The organism is Algibacter pacificus (genome assembly GCF_008033385.1).
Taxonomy (GTDB): domain Bacteria; phylum Bacteroidota; class Bacteroidia; order Flavobacteriales; family Flavobacteriaceae; genus Algibacter; species Algibacter pacificus.
In genome coordinates this window covers 137,125-159,370 of sequence record NZ_VOGY01000002.1, presented here as the reverse complement: position 1 = coordinate 159,370, position 22,246 = coordinate 137,125, and the positions used below count along the sequence as shown (strand labels likewise).

Here is a 22,246-nt window from a genome sequence, read left to right as displayed (position 1 = left end):
AGATAATTTCTAAAAATTTTAGAATCTTTTTAACAAAAGAAAGGCTTCAATTTTTAGTTGAAGCCTTTGATATAAATTTGTTGTTTTTTATAATATTTAACATGTCCTCGATAAGCAAAAACTCCGATAATAGCGATAATTACAGCAGCAATTACAATGAATTTTACACTTACAATTTGATCGCCACTGGCATAACTATGCAGACCTGCCAAGTAGAAATTAACTCCAAAATAGGTCATTAAAATACTTGCAAAGGCTACAATAGAACATAGATTAAATAACCAACGCCCACGTAATCCCGGTACCAAACGCATGTGCACGACAAAGGCATAAATCATGATACTAATAAGCGCCCAAGTTTCTTTTGGATCCCAGCCCCAGTAGCGTCCCCAACTTTCGTTGGCCCACATACCTCCTAAAAAGTTTCCGATAGTAAGCATGACTAAACCAACGGTTAATGCCATTTCGTTTATAATAGTAAGCTCCTTAATATTAAGCAGCATTTTGTCTTTGTTGTCTTTGTTGGTGAAAATCATTAAAAATAAGGCTACTAAACCTAAAATCATGCCCAAGGTAAATGGTCCGTAACTCGCTACAATAACCGCCACGTGAATCATTAACCAATAACTATTTAATACGGGTTGTAGGTTTGCAATGGCAGGATCCATCCAGTTCCAATGTGCAATCATTAAAATCATGGAAGTTACAAAAGCAGTAGACGCCATGGTTAAATCACTTTTTCTTCCGAAAAGCAACCCGAATAACATGGTAGCCCAAGCCACGTAAATCATAGACTCATAAGCATCACTCCAAGGCGCGTGCCCCGATAAATACCAACGTACTATTAACCCTGTAGTGTGTAAAATAAATAAACCAATAATGATAAATTTAAAGCCTTTTATAGCCATATTTAATCCTTTATTTTTCGATTTAAATATTTGAACAATTAATAAGATAAACATAAAAGTTCCAGCGTACATATAGAAGCTAAATAGTTTTTTGAAAATATCGTATTTATTATACAGTACTTCCGTTTTTATCTTTTGGTCGCTTAACATGACTGAACCGCCGTAACGGTGTTGGGTATCTTTAAAGGCTTTTAAAAGTTTTGAGGCTTGAGAAAAGTCACCCGATTTTTTAGCCGCATTCAAAGTATATAAATAAGCTAAAAATCCGCTTTTTACAAAGTTGTTATATAATGAATCCTTAATAACGGTTGGATCCTGTTTATATTCATAATTAGAAATCCATTTATGATTAGCATCATCTGGAATAGGAAATATTTTTAACGAGCGTCCTTCAACCGTATTAAATAATAAATTAACACGTTGATCGGCTTCTTTAAATTCCTTTTGAAATCCGTTTGGCACTTGAGCTTTATAAGCTTCGTCCAAATATGGTGCTAAAATGTACTCCCCTCTTTCTGTGAAAAAATCAGCTAATGTGGCATAGGTTTCATCTAAATCGAGACCAATCATGTGGCGAATAGAGTCGGCTTTTTTAGCTTTCAAATAAATAATAGGCACATTGTACCAAAGTTGCGGACTTTCCTGAATAGATAAAAACACTTGGTTGGCATCAAAATCTTCGTAAGTATCGTATTTACTTAACTTTCGAAGCATTTCGGAAGCATAAGTATTCACCGGCATCATACGTCCGCTTAAATCTTGAATCACCAAATTACCAAATTCTGCCGCGTGTTCTTTGGGTGTAATATTGGCTTTTAAAATAGAATCGATTTGGGCTTTGGATGGTGCGGAATGGTCGTGCCCATCGTTGGCTGAATGTTCTTGGGCAAAACCTTGTAAACCGAAAAGTAACACAAAAACACCGAGCAGTTTTGCTTTTTTAGCCTTAACTTTTTCAAGTTGTTTTTTAAGATCTCCAAAGCGTGAATGCTTAGAAAACAATATAGCCATTAAACCAAAATAAAGCATAAAGTAACCAATATATGTTAATAGTGTGCCCCAGTAATCGTGATTTACAGAAAGAATGGTTCCTTTTTCATCAGGATCGAAACTTGATTGAAAAAAACGATACCCACGGTGATCTAAAATGTTATTCATAAATATTTTATAATCGAAATCGCCTTCTTGCTCATCGATAACCGTAACTTCACTAGAATATGCTGAATAACCTCTTTCTGTTCCTGGATAACGTTCCGCTTCGAAATCGTTTAATTTTATAGAAAAAGGGAGTTCTAAATTTTTAGATCCATATTTAAAAGCGAAATCTAATCCACCAATTTTAACTTGCTTAAAACTGCTGTTTGAACCTTTTCCTCCCAGTAATCCCACACTTTGAGTTTCACCATTAGCGGTTACTTTTAATACCACACCATCTTGATCATTTTTAAGAAAAGTGGCTTTTTTAACCACATCGAAAACACCTTTTACTACAGGTTTTGGAAATACCAATTGCATGTTACCAATAACATAACGCGAACGTAAAATTAAAGGCTGTACACTATCTTTTACTAATTTCCCTTCTGCGCGGGTTGCCATAGTCATGTACTCCCCTTCAAAAGGTGAGTTTATAGTCAACTCATTGTTTTTATAGGTGATATTTATAGCACCATCGGTTGGTTTATTAAGCGCAAACAATACATTATGTACACTAGACACTTGACCTTCTTTTAAAAAATGATTGTGCGGTCCACTTCCATCTGCCTCAACCATTTTTAAATAAGACTCGCCATTCTCATCGGGCCTAATATCTTCTTCGGCACCAACAATAAATTTTTCTAATTCTAAGGTTACTGGTGTATTATGGTATGCTGTATGTACAACAAAATCGTTTTCTAATCGTCCAGAAAAATCAACTTCATTTTCTAAAACACGACGTTGTTCTACGCCGTTAATTTTAAAATCACCATCAATATAGGTAGTTAAATATGTTTTTTGTGATAGAAATGAATTTTCGGTTGCGCCTTCACGAATAGCCATCATCCCTTCAAAACTAGCATATCTGGTAATAAAAGCACCAATTAAAATAAAAATGAAAGATAAATGAAGAATAAAAGTGGCCCATTTTTCTTTTTTATATAAACGGAATCGAAAAATATTTCCAACAAAATTTATTACAAAAAACACCATGATGCCCTCAAACCACCAGGTATTATAAATTAAATTTCTAGAATATGGCGTTGGCGACATGTCTTGTCCTGCATCTAAAAATGTCCCTGTGGCCATAGCGGCGGCAAAAACAATAAATAAAACAGAGGTTAAACGTGTTGAGAAAAGAATATTAGCTAGTTTTTTTTGCATAATAGAAGGCCTTTTTAAGGTCGTGCAAATTTAATGATTTAAGTTTATTATGAAGTGTTAAAACTGTTATAAAAAAAGGACTAAAGTTCGGCTTTAAACCCTAATTTATGATTTTAAAAAGTATAATTACAGCCATACACTATGCAATTCATTATAAAATTCTAGAAACTGAAACAAATGAGCTTCAACTGATTTTTAATAAACGATCTTTTTTTTAGGAAATAACTCACTTAATTTCCCGAGCTTCAAATATTTTTAGATATAAAAATGAGCCCATTTTACGGGCTTTAAATTTGGCGTTTTGGGCATAATCGCCTTCAAAAAGTTCATCTATCGTTTGAAACCATAGATTTAACCAAAGTCCGAATTGTACCTGTGTGATACTATGTTGATGATCGGCATCTACTTTAATATGGGTTTCCAACGGATTTCCTGTGTATTTCGTTTTTAAAAACAAACTAGCTTCCCAAAAGGTAGTTAAGCGTTCGATATGCGCATCCCAATCTTTTATAGCCTCTTTAAAAAACGGACCTAAAACAGTATCTGCTCTCACTTTGTCGTAAAAGGAAGCTACCAATAATTTTACATCTTCGCGAGTTTGTAAATCTTTTTTCATACTTCAAATTTAGTTAAAACCATGCACTTTAATGCATCTAACTATAGCTTCTAAAAACTTTTAGCCACGAATTCACGAATTAATTAGTATACCATAATTTTACTAATTGAATTTCACTAAACAAACCTACAGCTTACTATTCAATATGTTTTTCTTTTTTGTTATTTGAACACCTCTTTATAATAAGTGGTAGCATCTTTTAAGAGTAACTCTAGTTTTTCGGCTTCGGAAGTCCTGCGCTTTTCATTCCAATTTAAATAATTAGTGGCATCTTTTAAAATCACCTGATAGTATTTTTTTATACTTGAAATATTAAAATATAAGCGCCCAGTGCGACGGACAAAAAAATCGGTTAAACTATTTACCATTTCGTTCTGAATGGCAAACCAAAGTTCGGCTCTAATTAAGCGTTTCAAAACATCGTCTCCTTCAAATGCTTTTGATTTCTCAATGATTATATCGGCTTGTTTACCATAGGTTGTACATAAATACCAAGCCTGATACTGATCTGTAACTCCTAACTTTTCTAAAGTTGCAGCCATCTCTTTTTGATACGCATTAACCGCTTCCGTAGTTTCCAACACCGGTTCAACTAAGGGAATTTTTTTAGTCCTTGACTTTTTATATTTTTCCTGTTTTTCATCGTTCATAGTATCTAAAACGGCATCCAAAGCACGCTGTGCCATTTTACGATATCCTGTTAATTTTCCGCCAGCAATGGAAATAAGTCCGCTTTTGGATAGAAACAATTCATCTTTTCTAGAAAGCTCGGACGGGTCTTTATCTTCTTCATGAATAAGCGGTCGCAAACCAGCCCAATTAGATTCGATATCTTCTATTGACACATGAACCGTTGGAAACATATTGTTCACAGCTTCTAATAAATACTCGGCATCGTCTTTGGTGGCCACTACCCGCTCTAAATTCCCGCTGTAATTGGTATCAGTTGTTCCCACATAAGTGATACGCCCTCTGGGAATTGCAAAAATCATACGCCCGTCTGGAACATCAAAATAAATGGATTGTTTAATCGATAATTTTTCAAAAGGAAAAACAATATGCACGCCTTTAGTGAGGTGCAAATGTTTTTTATTCATAGAATGGTCTTTTTCACGTAATAAATCCACCCAAGGCCCGGTTGCCGAAACATAATTTTTAGCCTGAATTTGAAAGGTATGCCCTGTATTATAATCGATACAATTTAAACGTTCTATTTTAGAATCCTGATTATAAACAAAGGATGTCATTTCGCAATAATTTATGATAGTTGCACCAAATTCAGCCGCTCTTTTAAGGATTTCGATAGTTAGTCGTGCATCGTCGGTACGGTATTCTGCGTAGAGTCCGCTTCCTAAAATCACAGCGTCATCCAAAAGGGATTCTTTACTTAAAGTCTCTTCTTTATCCAGCATTTTTCTGCGGTCATCCCCAGTAACATTGGCTAAAAAATCATAGACTTTAAGTCCGATAGATGTCATCATTTTACCATAAGTTCCCCCTTCAACTAGCGGAAGTAACATTTTTTCTGGAATCACTAAATGCGGTGCTAATTTATGCACAATAGCACGCTCGGACCCCGATTCTCGAACCAATCCAATTTCCAATTGTTTCAAATAGCGTAATCCGCCGTGTATTAATTTAGTCGATTTATTACTGGTTCCCGAAGCGAAATCACTTTTTTCAACTAAGCAGACTTTTAATCCGCGCGATGCGGCATCCAAAGCAATTCCTGAGCCTGTAACACCACCACCAATAATAGCTAAATCAAATTGTTCTGTTTGTAATTTTTCTATTTGATACGCTCTGTTTAAAACCGAAAAACCTCCTATTTTCATAATCCAACCTCTATTAAATGTTTTCTAAAGGTATAAAAATATATTCAGCGCATAAGACTAAAACGTACGGATTCTGTATGAAATCTAACTAAATTTTAATCGTCGATTCACTAACAACTGTTTACAACATTTATAAAAGTAAAAGTGTACATTTAAAAAACTAAAGCAAACCACGGGCTTTAATTTCGAGGTATTTATTAATCGTATCGATGGTTAAATTTTCGGGAGTGGTTAAAATAGAATAAATCCCGTATTTCTTTAATTCGTTTACAATGAGTCGTTTTTCGAAAGCAAATTTTTCAGCAATGACTTTATCATAAGCTTGCTGAACTGTGGTAGCTTTATCTGAAATTAAGCTGTCTAATTCTGTATTTTTAAAGAAGATAACCACTAACAAATGACTTTTAGCAATACCCTTTAAATACGGTAACTGACGATGTAAACCATCTAAAGTTTCAAAATTAGTGTAGAGTAAAACTAGACTTCGTTGTCTGATATTTCGTTTTACATCGGCATATAGGCGTCCAAAATCACTTTCAAAAAAATCGGTATTCACATTGTAAAGTGCCTCCAAAATTAAATTCATTTGTGAGGTTCTACGCTCTGCGACGACTCTATTTTCAACCTTTTTAGAAAAGGCGAATATCCCCGCTTTATCTTGTTTTTTTAACGCTACATTGGATATTACTAAAGACGCATTTATGGCGTAATCTAGCAACGTTAACCCATCGAAAGGCATTTTCATAACACGCCCTTTATCAATTACAGAATAAACGGGCTGCGATTTTTCATCTTGAAATTGATTCACCATTAATTGGTTTCTCTTAGCGGTCGCTTTCCAGTTTATGGTGCGTAAATCATCGCCTAAAACATAATCTTTAATTTGCTCGAATTCCATGGTATGTCCAAGCTTACGTACTTTTTTAACCCCATATTGCAACAAATTATTACTAATGGCGAGCAGGTTATATTTTCGTAATTGAATAAAACTTGGGTAAGTAGGAATCATGACATCATCATCGAACCAAAAACGTCGGGAGATGAGTCCGAACACCGATGACACGTAAATATTAAGTTTCCCAAACTGGTACTCACCACGTTCTGTGGGACGTAATTGATATTCTAATTTGGTAACACTCGACGCCTCGAGCTTTCTATCAATTTTAAAATCGCGCACTTGAAACTGCACAGGGATTTCATCTATAATTTGAATATATATAGGAAAGGTGTAAAAATTTTCAATTGAAATACCAATGGCATTCTGATCGCCATTCGAGAATTTTTCAGGTAAATCACGCGTCCCTTTTATTCCTTTTTTAGCGACGAACAGCAAAAGCGCATCTAAAATACAGAGCGCAAAAAGCCCGAGTAAGAGCAACTTCACCAAATTAAATAGCCACGGAAACACAAAACTGATGACAAACAAAACCATGAGCGCTATGCAAGCGTAAAAAAAACGATTTTGTATGTAAAAGGGTTTTAGGCGTTTCATTTGTTTGTTCTTGGTTCTTGGTTAGATTGTCAAAATTTTAATAGTTACACAAGTAAAATTTATGTTTATTTATATTCATTTTTTTAAGATCCGGAGTAAACTGTTTACTTAAAACTGAGACTTTTTACTGCAACTGCGACTGTATTTTTAACTGCGACTGAGACTGAAAACTAAAACCTACCGAGGTATCTCCACAGCTTCAATAATTTGCTTAATAATCTGCTTAGACGTTACCCCTTCCATTTCACGTTCTGGCGTTACAATAACGCGGTGTTGTAATACTGGAATAGCGGCTTGTTTAATATCTTCTGGGGTTACAAAGTCGCGTCCGTTCATGGCTGCAAAAGCTTTACTGGCTTTTAAAATAGCTATAGATGCTCTTGGCGAAGCTCCTAAATATAAAAACGGATTACTTCGTGTATTCACAATAATATTGGCAATGTATTTTACTAAATGTCCTTCAATTATAATTTGAGTAACTAGGTTTTGATATTTAGAAATATCGGTTTGACTTAAATGTGCGGTTATTTTATCGGTTTTAGTTCCGCCTTGTAAAGCCTGCTCTCTGTTAATAATTTCAATTTCTTCATCTAAATTAGGATAATCAATATCAATTTTAAACAAAAAACGATCTAATTGAGCTTCGGGCAAACGATACGTCCCTTCTTGCTCTACAGGATTTTGCGTGGCTAAAACAATAAATGGTAAATCCATTTTATAAGTATGCCCGTCAATAGTAATTTGGCGTTCTTCCATCACTTCAAACAAAGCGGCCTGTGTTTTTGCTGGGGCACGATTTATTTCATCAATTAAAATCATATTTGAAAAAATGGGGCCTTTTTTAAATTGAAATTCCGAAGATTTCATATCGAAAACCGAAGTTCCTAAAATATCACTCGGCATTAAATCGGGCGTAAACTGAATACGGCTAAATCCAATATCTAAAGATTTGGCTAACAATTTAGCTGAAATGGTTTTTGCCACTCCGGGAACACCTTCAATTAGTGAGTGGCCATTGGCGAGAATGGATGCAATAAGCATATCTATCATCCCTTTTTGCCCCACAATCACTTTACTAATTTCGTTTTTAATAAGCATAATCCCTTGTTGGAGTTCGCTTAAATCGATACGATTTTTAAAATTTAAATTCGTTTCAGCTGCAACGTCATTCTCCGAAAGCATGTTTTCAGAGTTTTGCTGCTCGTTTTCTAAATCTAAATGATTTTGGTTTGGCGTACTATTTTCGTCCATAATTATTTATTATAAAAAGCTTCAATAGCTTTGTTTAATCGTAACAAATCGGCCTCTTCCAAATGGCGTTTGGCTTTCAATTGTAAAATTAAATTAATTAATCGTTTTATACTCTCTTGTTTTTTGTTGGATTTCAGACTTAAATTTTTAATAAATTTATCATCCAAAATCTGTGTATCTAATAAATACTCTCGCCTTAAATATTCTAAAAAGTAGGTGATTTTTTTATCAATAATAGTATCGTGTTCTTTGGTTTCGTAATACAAATTACCAATAGTTTTTGTAAAAGCTACCGTGGTATTCTCGTTAGCTTTTATCGATTTTACAATGCGTTGCCGGCGTTTGGCATTAAAAATCATAAAACAAATAAGTGTAAAAATAGCCAAGTACCAAGCCCAGCGCAACGCCGGTGTTTTAAGAATAAAACGCAATGGCGAACTCCCTAAATCGCTCCCAATTTTATTTGCCGAATCGAAATGAATAGTATCATTTGAAACATAACTCAAAGCCGCTTCGGCATATTTTTTATTATCGTTTTTAAGCAAATGATAATTGGTAAACACAACGGGTTGTAAATGCAAGTAAAATTGACCCGCACCATGTTTCACTTTTACATAATTAATACGTTGCACCGAATCGAGTTTTTGATAGCCTAAAACCGTGGTCGATACAGAGTCTAAGGTTTTAAAATAATAATTATCCAATCCTTTTTCTATAGTAATAGAATCGTTTTGAAAACGCGGATTTGAAAAACTAAAACTGGCGTTGCCTTTAAAAGTATAATCGCTATCGACTTCAATACCTAAAGAATCTTGAATGCTTTTTGATGGAAAATGAGAGGACATAAACACCTCGTTTCCATGCGCTACAAAGTCTAATAATTCCTGAGCAGACACATCATCTAAGCCTGCATAATTATCAACAAGCATATACGTTCCGGTAGTATTATACGTGCTATCTTCTAAATTATAAAGTGCATTAAAATACTCGTAAGGTGTGTTTTTAATAGTCTTTACTGTACGTTTTGGAAATAAGGTTTTAAGCTGATTGTATAAAATAAACGTACCGTACGGAATTTTATCTTTTTCATTAAACGTCCGATTCCAGTTGATAGGTTTTTCTCTCGAAAACTCGATAACCGCGGCGCCCACAAAGATAAAGACGAGCAGAACCAAATATACTTTTACTGCTCTATTCATGCTTTTATCGATTTTAAAAATTGAATAAAAGCTTCTTTTGCTTTAATAAACTCGATTTCGTTTACATCAAACTCGCCATACCATATATAATTATATAAATACGAGGTGTATGAAAACTGGTCTTTTATAGATTTGGAAGTAATTTCATTTTGATAATCGCTGTTAGTTTTTTCAACATCATATTCAATAATTTCGGCATGAGTTAAATCCTTTAAAAGCCACAAATAATAATACCTAATGGCTAATCTGTATTGCTGTTCTGCTTCCGCGGAAGCGATAAGGGCTTTAAAATCTGTAACATGAATATTAGCTTCAATATCATTAACCGGAAAGATGTTTTTATCAGATCCTTTTCCAAAAACCCATTTTCCTTCGCTATTCATTACGGCTTTAAAAACAAAGAATATCACCAATAGAAAAATAACAACAGCACCAATTTTAAGCACTAGATCTGTTAATTCTGAAGATTGCCCCTCCCCTTTCATTTCGAAAAATTTCTGTAAAAACGCGCTTAACCAAAGTTTAAATCGGGTCCACCATCCAGAGCTTTCTACGGTTCTATCGTACACAAATTCTTCACCGGTATAGATACCTTTTAAGTTTTCGAAATGTCGCTTTTCTACGGAAGTGGTATCTATTTGCAAGGTATCCTGTTCCACCAAAACGGTTACCAAAGTTGGGAGGTTTTTAGCCAAAACCGTTCCGGAAAACATTAATAATCCGAAGCATAAAAACACGATATGTAGATACTGTTTTCTATTCACCCGAACCTATTTGATCTATTACACTTTTAGTCTTTATGTTTTCCTTTTCTTCTTTCAAGCTATAAAAAACGATGCCTTGGTTCAGTTGTACCACATTCCCCAAAACGGTGCCTGTAAAAAAGGTTAAAAAGAACACAAAAAGCATAACAATGGTCATAGTAGAACCAAGATCATCACTATTAGAACTGCCTTCTTGAACGGTAGTAAATACACTTGCCATCCCGAAAACATAGGGAATAATTGAAATAATATTCTGAATAATATAAACGATAAAATAAAACATCCCCACACTACCTACTGCAGCCCAAAACTTTAATTTTATTAGATCGAAAGCATAAGAAAAACAGTCCCAAACACTTTTTTTACCTTCCAGATATTCCATTAAAGTCATACCATAAAAAAGCATAAACGCACCACCTAACAACGGAAGCGCCATAATTCCAACAATAGTTATCGCTAATATAAAAGCACCAATTAAAAATACAATAAGCATGGGGATGGCAATGGCCATGAAACACAAAATATAGGTAACTAATTTACCCACATTTTCTTTATAGCTATTTAAAATATCGCGGGTTTCAAAATGGGTTCCACCTTTATGACTGTAAAGCTTTAAATAAATAAAAGGAAATGCATAGGATACCACACCCGCAACCAAAGCCACAAGCATAAACACAACAAACATGGCTAAAAACAAGACTAAATTATCATTAATATAATCATCGAAAACCGAGGTACTTTTATTATTTAAAACACCACCAAAAATAAACTCCGAATAAAATTTGGTGAAAAAATATCCTAAAACCGCCAAAACCAATAAAAAGATGCCGTTAACAATAAAATACTCTCTAAAAAAGTGTTTTCCGTTTTCTTTAATAAAGGCGAAAGTATCTTGAAAAAAGGCACTAAAACCTCGTGACTTATATAATTCCATGTGCTTTTTTAAATTTTTTATTCAAAATAAATGGGTATACTAAATAGTAAAATGAAATGATACTTAGAGTTATTAAAATAATACCCACCGATAACCAGTTGGGCATAATATTAGAATAGCGAGTAATAAAACCTTCTAAAAACCCAGCACAAATAGTAAACGGAAAGGTGCTAATTAAAATTTTAACGCCATCCTTCATGCCCATTTTAAAACTTGAAACTCGTGAATAAGTTTTAGGAAACAAAATACTTGCCCCTAAAATTAAACCAGCAGCACCTTCGATAACAATAGCAAAAATTTCCATGGCACCGTGAATCCAAATTCCACGAACGCTCTCCCAAAGGACGCCATGTTTTTGAAACATAAACTGAAAAGCCCCAAGCATAATGCCGTTTTTAAGCAAAATGTATCCGGTACCAATACCGCCGAAAACGCCGTAGATAAAAGATAAAACCCCAACGTAAAGGTTATTAAGCGTAATACCGATAAAACTACCCCAATTACTACCACTTTTATACACAGCTACGGGATCGCCTTTTTCAATATTTTCAAGGGTCATATTCACGTAATGATCGCCTAAAATAAGACGCACAAAAGAATCATCGAAAGCAGCCGATAAGGCGCCAATACCCACAAAAGTTAAAAAAATAGCGAAAGCATAAAGCACATAACGCCTATTTTGGTAAACAATTAAAGGCACTTCCACCTTCCAGAATTGCACGAATCTATTGGTGTCTTCGCGTTTTGTTTTATAAATTTTCTGAAAAGCTTTGGCCGCTAAGTTGTTTAAATAAAGAATTGTTTTACTTTTGGGATAATAGGTTTGAGCGTAAGATAAGTCGTTTACCAAATGAATATAAAGAGAAGCCAGTTCGTCCGGATTTTTTAAAGTTTTTCCAAAAATAGCTTTTTCAAAATCCAGCCATTTTTCTTTGTTTTGTTTAATAAAAGCTACTTCTCTCATGTACAATCAAATTAAAACAATTCATGGTAGAGTTACAAATAAATACGACACAAAATGTCAATATTAATTTCACCGCAGCAAGTGTTGGTGAACGTATTTTGGCTTATGGTATCGATTGGATTATAAAAATCGCTTACATTATTGTGGTGTATCAACTGCTTTTCAACCTATTCGATATTCCATTTTTAATTCAGGATATGGATAATTGGTCCAAAGGCGCCATTTACGTAACCTGCTATTTGCCCGTAATTTTATACACGCTCATTTTTGAAACTATACTTGACGGACAAACGCCAGGCAAGCGTATTTTAAAAATAAAAGTAGTTAAAATTGATGGTTACCAAGCTTCTTTGTCCGATTTTTTAATCCGATGGTTTTTTCGCATTGTCGATCTCAATATGCTTAGTGGTGCCGTGGCATTAATAGCAATAATTACCAGTAACAAAAACCAAAGATTGGGTGATATTACCGCGGGAACTTCGGTAATTTCATTAAAAAATAATATCAATATTAGCCATACCATTTTAGAAAATTTAAATACCGATTACAAACCCACTTACCCAAACGTTATAAAACTATCGGATAACGATGCCCGCATTATAAAAGAAACCTTCACCACTGCAAAAAAATCGAAAGATTACCGCACCTTAATTAAACTGCGCGAAAAACTTGTTGAAGTGGTTGGTATTAAAGAAGTGATTCAAAAAACCGACATCGAGTTTATTGATGTTATTATGAAAGATTACAATTATTACACCCAAAACATGTAAGCCCATTATACTTTCAAAAGTAAAAATATCGCAATCAAAAGGCATTAAAATTATAAAATAGATTAATTTTGCAAACCTTTTTTGGCGTTACCACAAGGGTCGGGCTTTCATTACTCAATCTTTATGTTTTTAACAAAACAAAAAGGATTTCAAACAAGCCATTCAATCCCTAACGCAATCTAGGCTTAAATTAAAGACAGAAAACATGTTATACATTATCGATATATTGGGGGTTATTGCCTTTTCCATTTCTGGCGTATTAATTGCCATTGACAAAAAAATGGATCTCTTTGGCATTTTAATTATTGCTTTTGTTACCGCTGTTGGTGGTGGTACCCTTCGCGATTTACTCATTGGCAATACACCTGTAACCTGGATGCTAGATATTACCTATAGTTACGTTATTTTAGCAACTGCTGTAACTGCTATTATTTTTCGATCTAAAATAAATTTCTTACGCTCCTCTTTATTTTTGTTCGATACTATTGGTATTAGTCTTTACACCCTTATCGGTATACAAAAAGGTGTAAACCTTGGTTTACACCCTATTATTTGCATTGCTCTAGGCACTATAACAGCAAGTTTTGGAGGTGTTATACGAGATATTTTATGCAATGAAATTCCCATAATTTTTAGAGAAGAAATTTATGCTACAGCTTGTATTTTAGGAGGCATTACCTTTTTTGTTTTAAACATATTTCCTATTCCAAATAATTGGGTGTTCATAATATCAGGTGTTGTAGTAATAATTATAAGGTTATTAGCTGTAATATTCAAAATATCTTTACCAACGGTATATGGGAAAAATTAAGTTATAGCTCTAGGTTTATTTTCGATTCCACTTCATAATCATGTTTTATTCATAGAAGTTTTACGTTTTTACATTTACAATTAATATTCATATAAATTGATCTGCATTTATAAAAATACCATGTCACTTTGTATAAATCTAAAACAACTGGAAAATAAATAATTCATGACTTCAATATTTAAAAAAAACCTGTTATTGATTTATGTTTTACTCTAAAACCTGTTTTTTTTTCAAAACGAACGAACTCTTTCTAAGTTTTAAAATAACAGGATAAATTATACCAATAGAAAACAAAACTAAACTTAAAGATAATAAGTTAGGCACAGAAACAAATACGGTATTTGCGGTTAGAATTCCTAAAACTAGTAAAACAGATATAGGTAATGATAAGGCCAATATCGATATTGCAAAATTAGCATTAAACGTTTTATCCTGCTCTTCTCGCTTTCTTTCTTTAAAATCTATTCCAGAAATATGAGCGTAAGGCCAAAAACTACATGCACTTAAAGAAAAAGCAATGAGAACAAGAATATCATTTTTAACCACTAAATCAAAAGAAAAAACAACAATAGAAACAAGTAAAAGTGTAAAAGCTGCTCTAAGAATGAGTAATGAAAATATTTCGAAAAATTGCTTCTTTTTTAGTTTTACCGCTAACCCAATAAAAATTAAAACTAATGGCGTCATTATTGCGCTTAAACGAGACAAGGTACTACCCAAAAAACTAGGAAGACTATCTAAAGAGATATTAAATGAGACTAAAATAAGCGCTACAAAAATAAAAAGGTTAACAGGCTCATAAAGTAGCGTTAGCAAGAGAGATTTTAACCTAGATTTTAAAGGCATTTTAGTGGTGTTTGCTTTTTTATAATGCCACTTTACGGCCAATAAATACAATAAAAATAGCACAAAGAATTTATTACCTAAATCGGCCATTGCCGCATTGGCTAAAGCGGTATCTCCTAAAAATTCTAAGATAAATGGAAAACAAGACAAACCTGGTGCTAAAGAAGGAATTAAAAGTTTCGCGCTTCTTCCAGATGGCGAGTTTTCATCTATGCCTATAATAAGTAATAACAAAGGTGACAAAGCTAAAAGTAATAAATTTAAACCAAGAGCTAAAGCAGGAAAAAGAATGAGGTTACTATCTATTTTTATCTTTAAAAGTGCTATAAATATGGTTGCAGGTAAAATTATGGAAAGAATTAAACTTTTTAATCCATTGGTCTCATCACCTGCCGATATTTTCTTTCTTAAAAGCAGCCCAATTGCCACAAAAAGAAGAAAAGAAATAGGTTTATTTAAAAAATTTTCCATGGTTTAGGCAAAGATTTCGCTTATAGCATTAGTAAAAACTGCCATTTCATCTAGAGTTCCAATACTTACTCTACACCAATTTTTATCCCAAAACTTAAAGGCTCTTACAGCAACCTTTTTATCATACATTTTTTCTAAAAATAGTTCTCCATCCATAGGGATTTCAAAAATAATAAAATTGGTTTCAGAAGGTAAATATGAGAAATTCTTAGATTTTAAATATTTTAAAGTATAATTTCTAGCTTCCGTAATTTTTGCTTTGCAGTCCACTAAAAAAGCTTCATTATCTATACTTGCAGAAGCGGCAGCTATAGTGGGCCCTGTAATACCCATTCCACCTCGAGTAATTTTATTAATTCGATCTAAAGTTTCTTTTTTACCAATAACATATCCTATACGCAAACCCGCCATACCATGGATTTTAGAAAATGTACGAGCAACAATAACATTTTCTCCTTCTGCAACCAAAGTATTCATAGAATCTTTCAATCCATTTTTTGAAAGTTCTATATAGGCTTCATCCACAAAAACAGGTACCTTTTTTGAAACTCTACGGCAAAATGCTTTTAATTTTTTTGCATCAGTAATTGACCCCGTTGGGTTATTTGGGTTACAGATATAAACAAGTTTTGTATTCTCATCTATTCCAGCTTCCATGGCATCCAAATCGTGCTGAGAATCGTCCAATAATTTGTATGATTTCCATTCACCTCCTACAGATTTAGCCACAATTATAAGAGACATGTAACTAGGATCGGCACTAACAACATTACCACCTTCATTAAAAAACACCATAGCAATTTTTTCCAATAAATCTGAAGAGCCTGGTCCCATTAAAATTTGGTCGGGCGTTACCCCTTCATTCTTCACAATTTTAGCTTCGAGTTCTTTTAAAGTTTTCCAAGCGTATCTATTTCCTGAGAACACTTTTTCCTGAAAAGCTTTAGCTGCTTCTGGTGGTGGTCCATAAGGATTTTCATTAGCCCTTAAAATTATTAGGTTATCTTCAATTTCATGTAATATAGGTGGCGTAAACTCATTAAAAGTACTACTAGAATTATACAAAAAAGAACGGTTACTTTTTTGTGCTTTTTTAACATTAGCACTCCAAATATCATTTGGCATTAATGCTAGTGAAAATAAAGAAAGTCCTCCTTTTTTTAACAAATCTCTTCTACTAAATTCAGTTGGTTTCATAGTTTTTTTTTAAAATTAAATGAACTACAAATTAAAAAACTCCTAGAGAATTATTAGAATAGATAATATAAAAATCGATACCCTTAATTTGTTATAACAAAAAAATCATGTTGTTTTTTTATGGCTATGATAATAACGATGATTTTAAGGTGAAAATGCTTTTTTTAAATACGCAAAAAACGACAATACTCATTGCAATTATCAAAATTCATTAAAAAGTACCAATAAAATCAATGGGGCCTTTTCAACTAAATCTATGGCCTCTTAAGCGCGAAACAACTTTCCTTTTCTGGGTATTCTATTTACAACTTATTCTTTCTTATTAAATAAAAATTTAACCAACATAAATTAAAATTAATAATTACTTAACCAACAAACTTAAATTGCCCCAATTGCTTTTGCTAATTTTCGAAAAAATTCTAATAAAGTGAAGTTAAGTGAGCTCGACGATACGCAACTATTAATATTGATTAAAAACGGAAATGAGTTAGCTTTTAACCAACTTTATCATATCTATTGGAAAAGACTTTTTTCGTACACTTTAAATATTTTGAATGATAAAGGACTCGCTGAAGATGTTGTTCACGAAATATTTACCAATATTTGGATTAAAAGAGAGACTTTAAACATCTCCTCTTTTGAAAACTACTTGTTTGTTTCGGCAAAAAACAGATCGATCTCCTTATTAAGAAAAGTACAGTTTACAGAACTAGATGATACCATAATTACCTCACTAACCTTTGCTCCAGAAATAGACCAAACTACAAATAGTAGCGATTTAAAATATATTATAGAACATGCAACCAAAGCACTCCCTAATAGATGTAGAGACATTTTTTATATGAGTCGTTTCCAGCACTATACAAACTTAGAAATAGCTAATTATTTTAAAATTTCGCAAAGAACTGTAGAAAATCAATTATACCTGGCTCTAAAGCACCTAAAAACAGCTATTAATAGGTCTTTGGTTTGGCTAGTTACCTTTTATTTTTTTCGATAGTTTACGGCTTTGTTTCCGCAATGTTATCTATAAGTTAAAAACCTCATTTTTTATTTTTTTCTATGTGAGAACTAGAGCTATTCTGCGTCTTTCTGTTGTAAAACCATATTATGACTAAAGACGAATTTTTAAAATTAGCTAAAAAACACGAGGAAGGTGAATGCACTGAAAGGGAAAAAAACATACTCTTCTCTTTTTGCGATAAAGCGCAATTTAAAGATTTAATAAACACCTGGTCGGTTACCGAAGAAGAGCAGATAAAAATAGACCTTTTACAAAGAATACGATATACAATAAAAACCCACGAAAGTAAAAAAAAGAAACAAGCTTATTATTTAAACATAAAATCTTTTGCAGCTGTTTTTATTGGTTTTATGGTAGTAAGCTATTTGTATTTACAAGAGAATAAAGACCTAAAAATAACGCCTCCAAAAAACGCCATAACACTTGAGCTGGAAGATGGATCTATACAAGTTATTGACGAGCATAAAAAAACAAACACCTTTGTAAACCAACAGGGGCATATACTTGGCACCCAAAAAGGAAAACGGTTGGTTTACAAAAAGCAAAACACGATTACCAATCTTATTTATAACACCCTTACGGTTCCGTACGGTAAAAGATTTGAGATTGAACTATCAGACGGAACCACAGCTTTTTTAAATGCTGGCACGTCTATAAAATACCCCGTTAAATTTATAAACGGCTTAGACAGGCAAGTTTTCATTACCGGAGAAGCTTATTTTAAAGTTGCTAAAGATAGTATGCACCCATTTATTGTAAATGCAGACAAACTTAATGTGAAAGTTTTAGGTACCGAATTTAATGTTCAAGCCTATCCCGAAGATACCGTTTCTGAAATTGTTTTAGTAGAAGGCTCGGTGGCTTTATATGAAGATGCTAAACAATCTACCAAAAAAACAATTTTAAAACCAGGATATCAAGCTCGCTTCAATAGGTTAAATAATAACATTAAAACTAAAACCGTAAAAACAGATATTTACACCTCTTGGATTTACGGAGAACTCGTTTTTAGAAATATGTCTTTTGAAAACATCCTAAAAAAACTAGAACGCTATTACAATATAGATATTGAAAATAAAAATAGTAGTCTTTCTAAAACAATTTTAAACGCCAGTTTTGGAAACGAACCCATAGATGTGATTTTAGAAAGTTTAAAAGAAAATTACGGCCTTAATTATTCCATTTTAGAAAATAACAACATAATTATTACTAATTAAATATGCCTATGAATTGAAAAACAATAACTAATTAAAAATTTCAGCAACAATTTACTGCTAAAACCCATAAAAAATCGGAAAATGTTACGAGCATTTCCCGATTATAAAGCAGTGATTACACAAAAAATAACCACAGATTAAGACTACAAAAGTATGAAAAAAACACTTACTAAAACAAAAAGAAGACCCAATCATTGCTTTGGGAAATTCGATTTAAAAATGAAACTAACTACCTTATTATTTTTATTTACATTATTTACACTACAAGCCAAGGAATCCTATGCACAACGCACAAAAATTTCTTTAAACCTTGAAAACGTTTCTATAAGTGAATTTATAGACGAAGTAGAAAACAGCTCCGAATTTCGTTTTATCTACAAATTAAAAGATGTTGACCTTAAAAGATTAATATCACTAAAAGTAAACAACGAAAACATATCATCTGTTTTAAAACAGATTTTTAGAGGTACAAATGTAACGTTTAATTTTAAAGATCGTTTGGTGTATTTGGTAAAGCAAAAACACACCAAAACACACCTAAACAAGAAAAACATTAGCACCCAAAAACAAACACTACAGGGTAAAATATCCGATGAAAACAACGTGCCTTTACCTGGCGCTAGTATTGTAGAAAAAGGAACGCCCAACGGGGTTACAACAGATTTTGATGGTTTATTTTCTATATCTTTAAATAGCCCTAACTCTACCATAATTATATCTTATGTTGGATATGAAACACAAGAGCTACTAATAGGAAACAAAAAACAAATCAATATTCAATTAAAACCTGATACCTCTTTACTAAGCGAAGTACTTATTGTTGGATACACCGCCGAAAACCGTAAAAATGTTACAGCATCTGTAGCATCTGTTTCTCCCGCGGAAATCAATACTAAACCCGTGGCCAATGTTGCCGAAATGCTTGAAGGACGCCTTCCCGGTATTCAAATTATGAGTGATAACAGCCCTGGAGGAGGCACATCAATTAGAGTAAGAGGCTTTAGTACTATTAATAATAACGACCCTTTAGTTATAGTAGATGGCGTTCCTGTTTCCAACGGACTCGATGGTATTAACCCTACTAACATTGAAACCATACAAGTTTTAAAAGATGCCGCATCGTCTTCAATCTATGGTTCGCGTGCTGCCAATGGTGTTGTTGTAATAACCACAAAAAAAGGAAGCACAACAGGTAACTTTGAAACCACATTAGATATCTATAATGGTTTACAAGCCGCTTTTAATCTTCCTAAAACGTTAAACGCACAACAATATGGCGATTTACTTTGGCAAGCATCAATTAACGATGGCAAAATACCAAGTAGCGATATTTATGGCAATAACCCCAATAATGCTGTAATTCCAGAATTTCTAAATGCAGAAAAAACAATTCCTAGCGCCAATGTTAATTGGATTAAAGAAATTATGCAAGTCGCTCCTGTACAATCCTATAACTTAACCATGTCTAAAGGCGATACAAAATCACAACAATCTTTTGGTATGGGATACTTTAACCAAGATGGTATTATAAAAAACACCGGATACGAACGTTATACGGCACGTTTAAACTCAAGCTATCAGGTTACCGATTTCTTAACTATTGGAGAAAACTTTACAGCATCATACAAGGAACGCGTTTCCGTAGGTACAAATTCTGCTTTAGGAAGTATTGTTTATAATGCCTTACAATTTTCATCAATAATTCCTGCAAAAGATATTAACGGAAATTTTGCAGGTAACCCTATTAACGATCTTCAAAACCCACTAGGGGAACTGGATAGAAATAAAGACGATGTTAATAAAAGTATACAAGCCATTGGAAACATATTTTCTAGTGTTAAATTAGGCGATTTTAGCGCAAAAACCTCTTTAGGCATAGATTATCAAAGTAATAATTCTAGAAATTTCTCTCCTGTTTATGATGAGATTTTAGCACAAAACAACACCAACTCCCTAAGTACAAGTAATAGTTTTAACTACCAATTAATTTGGACAAACACCTTAAATTATTCTAAAAAATTAGGTTTAAATAGTATTAACCTTCTTTTAGGCCAAGAATCTATTACCTATTATTCTGAAGGCTTTGGAGCATCGAGACAAAATTTCTTATATGAAGATGAAAATTTTAGATATTTAAATAATGGTACCGAAAACCAATTAAATTCTGGAGATGCGAGCGAATGGGCTTTAAGCTCTTATTTTACTCAAATTAGATATAATTTCGACGAAAAATACCTGTTTACAGCAACCGTAAGACGCGATGGAACGTCACGCTTAGCCAATAACAATTATGGAACATTCCCTGCATTTTCTGCTGGTTGGCGTATAGATAGAGAAGATTTTATAGACCTAGGGGATACCTTTTCATCCTTCTTAATACGAGCAAGTTGGGGCCAAACAGGTAACCAACAATTACCATCCTACTCTACCGTAGATAGTTATACTAACAATAACTCTAACTCCGATTATGCCATTGGAGGCAACCAAAACACCGTGAGTACCGGACTAACCCAAACACGTGTATCCAATCCCGACTTAAAATGGGAAACCACAACAGGAACCACCATTGGTGTCGACTTAGGCTTTTGGAATGATAAATTAGAACTATCGGCAGAATATTACACAAAAAAAACTGATGACATTTTAATCTACAACATTATACCGCTTTCCTATGGAGGAACCAACGATGGACAATGGATTAATGATGGAGAAATGGAAAATAAAGGTTTTGAGCTTAACCTCAATTACAATAATCAAATCAATAATTTTGGCTACGCTGTTGGATTAAACTTCACCACTTATAAAAATGAACTAACAACCTTAGATAACGTGCCTTTTTTGGGCATCCCAAGCTCGTCGCTTCACTCGGTTAATTTCGATCAAGAAGTTTCTAGAAGTGCCATTGGCCAACCTATAGGTTCTTTCTATGGCTATAAAGCCGATGGTTTATTCCAAACCACCCAAGAAATTGCAGCTTATGGTTTACAACCAAACGCTCAGCCCGGCGACATCAAATTTATTGATGTTGATAAAAACGGCACCCTAGACGATGAAGATAGAACATTTATTGGCTCGCCACACCCCGATGTATTATTAGGAATGAATTTTAATTTCAACTACAAAAACATCGATTTAGGTCTGTTTTTCAACGGTAGTTTTGGAAATGATTTGTATAATTTAACAAAATACAAAACCCATTTTTTCAATCAAGCCGCATATAATAAAAATGCCGATCTTTTAAATGCGTGGACACCAGAAAACGCAAACTCCTCTATTCCTAGATTGTCTTTAGATGACCCCAACAACAACATTAGACCTTCCTCTTTTTATGTTGAAAATGGGTCTTATTTAAAATTAAACATGTTACAAATAGGCTACACCCTTAACCCTTCTTTTATGAAGGATAAAAAACTTAGAATCTATGCGCAATCTACCAATGTGTTCACCATGACTAATTATAGTGGTATGAACCCTCAAATTGGTTTACAAAATTATTCATCGGATAATAGAAATTTAGACATCGGCGTAGATCGTGGAATTTATCCACCATCCCGCACATTTACATTAGGTCTTAATCTAAAATTTTAAA

General features: G+C 33.4%; 16 protein-coding genes. 5 read left to right on the top strand and 11 right to left on the bottom strand.

Annotation, left to right across the window (positions count from 1 at the left end; genetic code table 11):
- Positions 1–53 precede the first annotated feature (53 nt).
- The 9 genes from ccsA to FQU21_RS03720 all read right to left on the bottom strand — a co-directional run bounded on the left by ccsA (position 54) and on the right by FQU21_RS03720 (position 12,321).
- Entirely contained in the window at positions 54–3,266 is a 3,213-nt protein-coding gene (gene ccsA, locus FQU21_RS03760; protein WP_147676696.1) for a cytochrome c biogenesis protein CcsA, read from the bottom strand.
- Between the two features lie 226 nt (positions 3,267–3,492).
- Positions 3,493–3,882, bottom strand: coding sequence for a group III truncated hemoglobin (locus FQU21_RS03755; RefSeq protein ID WP_147676695.1), 390 nt, complete (start codon positions 3,880–3,882; stop codon positions 3,493–3,495).
- Between the two features lie 161 nt (positions 3,883–4,043).
- Positions 4,044–5,717: a glycerol-3-phosphate dehydrogenase/oxidase gene (locus tag FQU21_RS03750; RefSeq protein WP_147676694.1), complete on the bottom strand. Its 1,674-nt coding sequence runs from the start codon at positions 5,715–5,717 to the stop codon at positions 4,044–4,046.
- A gap of 160 nt (positions 5,718–5,877) precedes the next feature.
- Positions 5,878–7,209, bottom strand: a complete 1,332-nt coding sequence (locus FQU21_RS03745; protein WP_147676693.1) for a DUF58 domain-containing protein — start codon at positions 7,207–7,209, stop codon at positions 5,878–5,880.
- Between the two features lie 177 nt (positions 7,210–7,386).
- Positions 7,387–8,391 (bottom strand): AAA family ATPase, encoded by a 1,005-nt coding sequence (locus FQU21_RS03740; RefSeq protein WP_246124767.1) that lies wholly within the window; start codon positions 8,389–8,391, stop codon positions 7,387–7,389.
- Between the two features lie 71 nt (positions 8,392–8,462).
- Entirely contained in the window at positions 8,463–9,659 is a 1,197-nt protein-coding gene (locus FQU21_RS03735) for a DUF4350 domain-containing protein (protein ID WP_147676691.1), read from the bottom strand.
- On the bottom strand, positions 9,656–10,423 hold the full coding sequence (locus FQU21_RS03730) for a hypothetical protein (protein WP_147676690.1): 768 nt from the start codon (positions 10,421–10,423) through the stop codon (positions 9,656–9,658). Before FQU21_RS03730 ends, FQU21_RS03735 begins: the two co-directional genes overlap by 4 nt.
- A complete protein-coding gene (locus FQU21_RS03725) occupies positions 10,416–11,357 on the bottom strand; it encodes a hypothetical protein (protein WP_147676689.1) in 942 nt (313 codons plus the stop codon). The genes FQU21_RS03730 and FQU21_RS03725 overlap by 8 nt, the downstream gene beginning before the upstream one ends.
- Positions 11,344–12,321: a stage II sporulation protein M gene (locus tag FQU21_RS03720; RefSeq protein WP_147676688.1), complete on the bottom strand. Its 978-nt coding sequence runs from the start codon at positions 12,319–12,321 to the stop codon at positions 11,344–11,346. The genes FQU21_RS03725 and FQU21_RS03720 overlap by 14 nt, the downstream gene beginning before the upstream one ends.
- 23 nt (positions 12,322–12,344) lie before the next feature.
- Here FQU21_RS03720 and FQU21_RS03715 point away from each other — a divergent pair, with 23 nt between their 5' ends.
- Complete coding sequence (locus tag FQU21_RS03715; RefSeq protein WP_147676687.1) at positions 12,345–13,091, top strand: RDD family protein; 747 nt, start codon at positions 12,345–12,347, stop codon at positions 13,089–13,091.
- A 205-nt stretch (positions 13,092–13,296) separates the two neighbouring features.
- Positions 13,297–13,902: a trimeric intracellular cation channel family protein gene (locus FQU21_RS03710; protein WP_147676686.1), complete on the top strand. Its 606-nt coding sequence runs from the start codon at positions 13,297–13,299 to the stop codon at positions 13,900–13,902.
- Positions 13,903–14,109: 207 nt separating this feature from the next.
- On the opposite strand, the gene FQU21_RS03705 is transcribed toward FQU21_RS03710, so the two are convergent.
- Positions 14,110–15,219 (bottom strand): AEC family transporter, encoded by a 1,110-nt coding sequence (locus FQU21_RS03705; RefSeq protein ID WP_147676685.1) that lies wholly within the window; start codon positions 15,217–15,219, stop codon positions 14,110–14,112.
- A gap of 3 nt (positions 15,220–15,222) precedes the next feature.
- On the bottom strand, positions 15,223–16,416 hold the full coding sequence (locus tag FQU21_RS03700) for a pyridoxal phosphate-dependent aminotransferase (protein ID WP_147676684.1): 1,194 nt from the start codon (positions 16,414–16,416) through the stop codon (positions 15,223–15,225).
- A 427-nt stretch (positions 16,417–16,843) separates the two neighbouring features.
- Here FQU21_RS03700 and FQU21_RS03695 point away from each other — a divergent pair, with 427 nt between their 5' ends.
- The 3 genes from FQU21_RS03695 (at position 16,844) to FQU21_RS03685 (ending at position 22,245) form a co-directional block, all read left to right on the top strand.
- Positions 16,844–17,416: an RNA polymerase sigma factor gene (locus FQU21_RS03695; protein ID WP_187269313.1), complete on the top strand. Its 573-nt coding sequence runs from the start codon at positions 16,844–16,846 to the stop codon at positions 17,414–17,416.
- 110 nt (positions 17,417–17,526) lie between these two features.
- The gene (locus tag FQU21_RS03690) at positions 17,527–18,657 is read left to right on the top strand and encodes a FecR family protein (protein WP_147676682.1); all 1,131 of its coding nucleotides are present in this window, start codon (positions 17,527–17,529) and stop codon (positions 18,655–18,657) included.
- Positions 18,658–18,810: 153 nt separating this feature from the next.
- On the top strand, positions 18,811–22,245 hold the full coding sequence (locus FQU21_RS03685; protein ID WP_246124749.1) for a TonB-dependent receptor: 3,435 nt from the start codon (positions 18,811–18,813) through the stop codon (positions 22,243–22,245).
- The last annotated feature ends 1 nt before the right edge of the window (position 22,246 follow it).